The 5970-nt window shown below is 57.2% G+C and carries 4 protein-coding genes and 1 pseudogene; all 5 read right to left on the minus strand.

The window, feature by feature from the left end; all coding sequences use genetic code 11:
* Window positions 1–32 precede the first annotated feature (32 nt).
* Window positions 33–548 (minus strand): hypothetical protein, encoded by a 516-nt coding sequence (locus JKF87_RS18055; RefSeq protein WP_201101267.1) that lies wholly within the window; start codon window positions 546–548, stop codon window positions 33–35.
* 90 nt (window positions 549–638) lie between these two features.
* A complete protein-coding gene (locus JKF87_RS18060) occupies window positions 639–3833 on the minus strand; it encodes a TonB-dependent receptor domain-containing protein (protein WP_236261499.1) in 3195 nt (1064 codons plus the stop codon).
* Window positions 3834–4005: 172 nt separating this feature from the next.
* Window positions 4006–4947 (minus strand): FecR family protein, encoded by a 942-nt coding sequence (locus JKF87_RS18065; protein WP_201101268.1) that lies wholly within the window; start codon window positions 4945–4947, stop codon window positions 4006–4008.
* A 67-nt stretch (window positions 4948–5014) separates the two neighbouring features.
* Entirely contained in the window at window positions 5015–5563 is a 549-nt protein-coding gene (locus JKF87_RS18070) for an RNA polymerase sigma factor (RefSeq protein ID WP_307418395.1), read from the minus strand.
* Window positions 5564–5622: 59 nt separating this feature from the next.
* Window positions 5623–5970, minus strand: a pseudogene (locus tag JKF87_RS18075) (TonB-dependent receptor); the annotation flags it as partial.

Below are 5970 nucleotides of genomic sequence, written 5' to 3' on the forward strand. Positions count from 1 at the left end.
TAGAGCGCATGAGGAATGCGCTCAGGTGACTTCTATTGCATCCGGAAGTCGCCAACGGTGGAGCCCGTCGGCACCACATTGAGAATGCCGGCAACATTGCAGACCGCCGGCGAACCAGCAACAGTCGCCGAGCTCGCCTGGATCTGGTTCGGGTTGCTACCCCACCGAAGAGTGAGCGGCGTCAAAGTACCCAGGCAGGTTCCCGCTCCAGCCTGGACACTGACATTCTGAAGTTGAAACTGGCCAGTATCCACGCCCTTGGAAAGCTTTACGAAATCCCAGTTGGTGGTCAGCGGACGGATCAAGGACCCGCACAGGGGATGGCCCGGGCTAAAGACGACGTTGGTCGTCCTGGCGTTCCCAGCGGCGTCGACGACAATATCCATATCGACTTGGCATGCGACATCCGGAATGGTTTGAAACAATTCAAGAAGACCAGAGGCCTTATAAGTACCTGGAGCCGTGGCAAAATCAGCAGCGCTAACAGACGCCGCACTCAATAGTGAAATAGCAGCAATGGAAGAGATTAAAGAAATAACTTTTGTCATGATCCATACCCTTATTCATCTAGAGCGAACTGAAAACCATTTTTCACTACATTTATACTTACGTTTTAACTCAATTGAGTCAACACCAATTTAGAAGACTTTTGAGATTGTCAGACCAAATATCCTCGGATCTAACGTAAATACATTCGTCGTCAACATAGTGTCGTCACTATTGGTAAATCCATCAACAATAGGTGCATCGTCAAAAACGTTCTTTACATAGCCACTGACTGTCAGTCCGCTTGAAACATTTTCGACAGATAGGGATAGATTCATATTCCCCCATGATTCAAGTTTATCATATTCCGTATTGTATATACGGAAATAGCTCTCAGCCTGCCTATAGTAATCACCCCTAAGTCTTACGTCAGCACCCCCCACATTCCAGACATACTCAGCACCAATGCTCGCTGTCCATCGCGGCGCATTCGGCAGCTCGTTTCCGCCAATATCAGCCATAAAGCCGCGCCCGTTATTGGGCGCATCCGTCAGCGGGTTGTAGGTGATGCCATACAGCGCCCAGAAGGGCGTACCCCCCACGAAGGTCGGGTCAAATGATCCATAATTCTTGGACCCGCCGCACAGGACTTGCAGCGCAAGCTGGTTCAGACCATCGCCATAGGCGCTACTCACGATTTTCTCGACAATCGCCGTCGGGGCCACACAGTTCGACGGCACCTGCACCCAGGGACGCAGGACCATCCAGTCCTTATTCCCCTGCGTGCGATCCATCACATCGATAGAGCCCTCGCCATCGGCGATGCGCGTTTTCAGCAAACCGAAGTTGGCATCCAACCTGAACTGAGACGTCACCTGATAGGCGACCTCCAGTTCCAACCCCATGCTTTCCGCATCAAAGTTCTCGTTCAGCGAAATACGGTCGACGATCTGAGAGACCTGATAGTCCTTATAGTCATAGTAGAAGGCCGTGGCGTTCAGCCGCAAACGCTGATCCAGAAGGCTACTCTTTACCCCAACCTCAAAGGCGTTGAGGAACTCTGGCTCAAAGGTGGTGGATTGCGGCAGATACTGCACCACAATCGGATTGATGCCGGCGCGAGGCGGATTGGACCCGCCCCCCTTGTACCCCCGAGCATAGGAGGCATAGGTCATCAGATTTTCAGTCGGCTTCCAGTCCAACACCAGCCGACCCGTCATCTCAGACCATGACTGGTCGATATCGGGCAGAGCCTCAAAACCCCTTGCGATCGACCCTCCGGTCAGATGCCCGTAACCAAGACTGTCCCTGACCCCCAGCAGCAGCTGGGTCGGATACGGCGTCGTCGTCTTGCTGTCGTCGGTGTACCGCAACCCCGCCGTCAGGCGCAGAGAATCCGAAAGTTCAACATAGGCCTCACCAAAAATCCCATAGGATTCAGTCGTCACCTCGTTCTTGCTTCGGAAATAGTTATGGCCGTCGCCAGCAATGTTTTCGATCGAAGACCGATCTACGTATACGCACTCGTTCAGCTTCCCATCCACACAGGGAATAGACATGCCGCCATTAGGAGTCTGAATTTTATTATACCAATGCTCAGCAATCATGGTGAACACGTTATTGAATACGTAGTAATCATCCTGAGTATCAAATTTCAGGTAGTTCGCCCCGAGACTGAAATTGAACCGGCCATCAAAATCAGATTGAAGCCGAAATTCCTGGAAAAACTGCTCGTTCTTCGACTGACTCAGATCAACAGCAAGCATACGACTTGATGGACCTAGCTGAGGGTCAGTGTAAACACCACCCGGAGCCGCATTGTACTGAGTGTCATCAACCTTAACTATAACGCCTCGAATGTTTCTATAATCATCGTAGTCGCTCCTATTGAATATCTCATTAGAGACATATCTCATGTAATCTTGCGTAGACCAGAAGTAGTCCTTGGCGTATGTCGTCTGCGAAATAAATGTTAGGGACGGCGAAATATCATACTCGATATTCAGCTGAAGAACATCGTTGTTTGCGCGAAACTTCGGATCATAACTAGTAGATATTTCCCGAAGATTAGTTGATTGGATGACACCGGCGTAAGGATCTGTCCCCCTCGTTATACCGGATACTATCTGCCGAGGATTGCCTCGGTAGCCATAAGTGACATTCCCCGCCGCCCATATCTGGGCCATGCCAACGCCGTTAGGCGTGCCATAGGCTTCGTCCTCAAAGAGGCTGCCCGGCAAGCAGCCCTGGCTCAGCACGCCGCGGAGATATGGGCTTGTCAGATTGTAGCTCCCGACCTGGGTCGGCCCCGGATCGGTCGTACACAACTGCTTGCCCGTGCGGGCGCGATTGTCGTCCTCCCCGAAATGCTCCCAGATCAGATTGGCGCGAAACTGGTCCGTCGGCTCCCACGCCGCCGACAGGCGCACGGAGTAGAGGTCGCGACCGTTGACGTGAGTTTCGTTGAAGGTGTTGTAGTCGAAGCCGTCCCGCTTGGTCAGGCTGGCCGCCCCCCGCACCCAGAAGGTTTCGGTGATCGGGATATTGACCATCATCTGGCCGCGCATGGAGCCGTAGTTTCCGCCCTCGACCTTCAGCATGGCGTCAAAATCAGGCCCCGGCAGATTGGGGAACATGTTGACGACGCCCGCCGTGGCGTTGCGGCCGTAGAGCGTGCCCTGCGGACCGCGCAGAACCTCGACTCGGTTCACATCCAGGTATTCCTGCTCGAACAGGCGGTTCCGGATCAGAGGGGTGTTGTTGAAGCTGACGGCGACGGCAGGGTCGGAAGATGCTGAAACCGCCTTGGTCCCGATCCCACGGATCGAGAAATTATACATGCTGAAGTTGCCCTTGGAGAAGGTCACATTCGGGATCGCCCGGAACAACTCGGACCCGCCCTCGATCTTCATCGCATCCAGGTTCTCGGCCGAGAAGGCCGAGACGGCGATCGGCACGTCCTGGATCGACTCCTCACGTTTCTGGGCGGTGACGATCACGTCCGCGATGCTCGTCGCCTCTTGGCCGCTCCCGTCCTGATCGGCCGGCCGGAGGTCGTTTCCCCCTGCATCCCCTTGGCCCGCGCGGACGAGGCGCACGGCGTTGGGTCCGGCGAACTCGGCGCTGAGACCGGTCCCGGCCAGCAATCGATCCAGCGCTTCGCCGACCGGAAGGTCGCCCGCGACCGCGCGACCTCGGAGCCCAGAAGTAAGGGTTTGATCGACGGCTACGGAAATTCCGGCTTGGCGCCCAAACTCAAGCAGGCTCTGCGGCAGGGGGGCAGGGCGGATGTTGAAAGACGTTACCGCCGACTGGGCCGATGCATCGAGCGGCGTAGCCGCAATCATCAAGGCCGCGCACCCGACCCCCGCCAGCATACGCAAACGCAAGAAATGGACACGTGAATACCGCAACACCATAGGCCTATCCCTCCCAAGAGATCATTGTTTGAAGGGATTGACGATTCAGGCGGCGAATACCCTACCTGCGGCCAAATTTTTTTGAAACTATGAGACAACCTCAGCCGGCCGGCTTGAGATGATCTTCGCGGCCGATATCGCGAATGTCCGCTCCGAGCAAAGCGGCCAAACGCTGCACCGTGTCGGTCCGATCGTCAATCACCAGCCGGAGCGTCACGTGACGGCGGCCCAAGGCCGGATCGGCGGCGATAGGACGGTCGTAAAAGCGATTGATGTCGCGGATCACCAATTCAACAGGGACGTCCTCATAAGTCAGAACGCGCTGTCGCCATTCATCGACAGCGGTCGCCGAAATCTCGGAGATCTTCAGCCGCTCTCGCGATTTGGCTGAGGTGTCCGCGACATGCAGCCGCTGCCCCGCCCGCAACATCACGGGCTTGGCCTCACCGTTCAAATGTCGAACCTCTACGACGCCCTCCTTGACGGCGATGTCCAGACTCTGGTCGCGATTACGGACATTGAAAGCCGTGCCGACGGCCCGCACCTCGTAGCCGGCAGCCCTCACCCGGAACGGACGGTCAGGATCCTTGTGAACAACGAAGGCCGCCTCTCCTTCGTTGAGATGCACAACGCGCTCACGAGCGTTGATGTCGTATCGCGCACGAGTCACGACGTTCAGGGCGACGATGCTTCCATCAGACAGTTCTTGGCTCCGCTGTTCGCCGATGCCGGTCACTGTCGAAGTTCGGTCGAATTTCCACGCGGCGCCCGCCGTCAAACCGCCCGCAAGACCGAGAACCACCATCGCAGCAATGGCGGCGCGATTTCGGCGCCGTCGTGTCTGGGGGCGCGGCGCGGGGATCATCTCGCCGACAGTCGCCAGCTCGCCCCAAACCTCATGCATGCGGTTGAGCACGGCCTGATGAAGGGGCTCAGCGCGCCAGGCGTCAAACGCCTCCCGTTCGCCCAGGGACATAGGTCCGCGGCGCTGAGCGGCGAACCATCGGGCCGCCTCTTGATGAATCTCGTCGTCTAGGATCATGAGCCGGAACGCTGACGGCTGGGAAGGCCGAAGAATATCATCATAGACGAACGAACGCCGCTATTCCCTACTTGTCGAATTCCTCTGCCTGCATTTTCTGCATCAGTTCGAACATGGCCGCAGAAAGGTGCTTTTCGACCGCCTTGACGCTGACGCCCATAGCGCGGGCGATCTGGAGATAACTTAACCCATCGATCCGGTGCAGCAGGAAGGCCTCTCGACGACGACTGGGCATGGCGTCAATCACTTCAAGCGCCCTGCGCAGCCGTTCCGTCGCCAGGAGGGCGCGCTCCGGATCGGCCGAGGCGCAGGGGTGCTGATCGTAGGCGACCTCGTCAGACCGGAACAGACGCGAGGTTCGCGTCCGGTTCCGCAGTCGATCGATCACCAGATTCCGCGCCAGTCGAAACAAGAGATGCGTCGGCGCACCGATGGGTTCGCGCGCTGCTGTTTCGACGAGCTTTAGACAAGCCTCCTGAGCCAGATCAGCCCCATCGCCTTCCACGCGCCGCGTTATGGCTCGCAAACCCTCGGCGCTCGACCGAAAGGTCGATTCGAGAGCTTCACGCGTCGTTGCGCGTAAGGGTCGCTTCCCCATGACCCCTCCCCGGACCATCGTTCGCTAAGCCGACACTCTCCTCCAGGCTCACCAGCCTCGTCAACCCAGACGCGACATCAGAACCGGCGCTGCAACGTCAAGCGGACGGTCCGGCCCATCGGATCTTGGACATCGCGACCGTAGCCCGGCGCAAGAGATCCATCACCCAACCGTGCTTCACGACGGGCGTCGAACCCGTTTTCGATATCGAGATTGAGCTGCAGTCCGGCGCTTCGGCGGCGCGACGAACCCTCGTTTCCACCTTCGAGTCTCGACCCGCTGGATGTCATTTGAAAGCTGAATCTTACATCGACGGTCGTAAACGGCGCTGTGATCAGATCATTCAAGCCGCTCTGCCCGCTGACGCGCCGGGAGCGAAAACCCTCCCGCCATTGCGCAGAAGCGTTGGCGCCCCACCGCCCGCG

Source organism: Brevundimonas nasdae (assembly GCF_016654005.1).
Taxonomy (GTDB): domain Bacteria; phylum Pseudomonadota; class Alphaproteobacteria; order Caulobacterales; family Caulobacteraceae; genus Brevundimonas; species Brevundimonas nasdae.

Bases quoted from the DNA above. Each gene is read 5' to 3' on its own strand.
- JKF87_RS18055 (WP_201101267.1), bottom strand. From the start codon at position 548: ATGACAAAAGTTATTTCTTTAATCTCTTCCATTGCTGCTATTTCACTA.
- JKF87_RS18060 (WP_236261499.1), bottom strand. From the start codon at position 3,833: ATGATTGCGGCTACGCCGCTCGATGCATCGGCCCAGTCGGCGGTAACG.
- JKF87_RS18065 (WP_201101268.1), bottom strand. From the start codon at position 4,947: ATGATCCTAGACGACGAGATTCATCAAGAGGCGGCCCGATGGTTCGCC.
- JKF87_RS18070 (WP_307418395.1), bottom strand. From the start codon at position 5,563: ATGGTCCGGGGAGGGGTCATGGGGAAGCGACCCTTACGCGCAACGACG.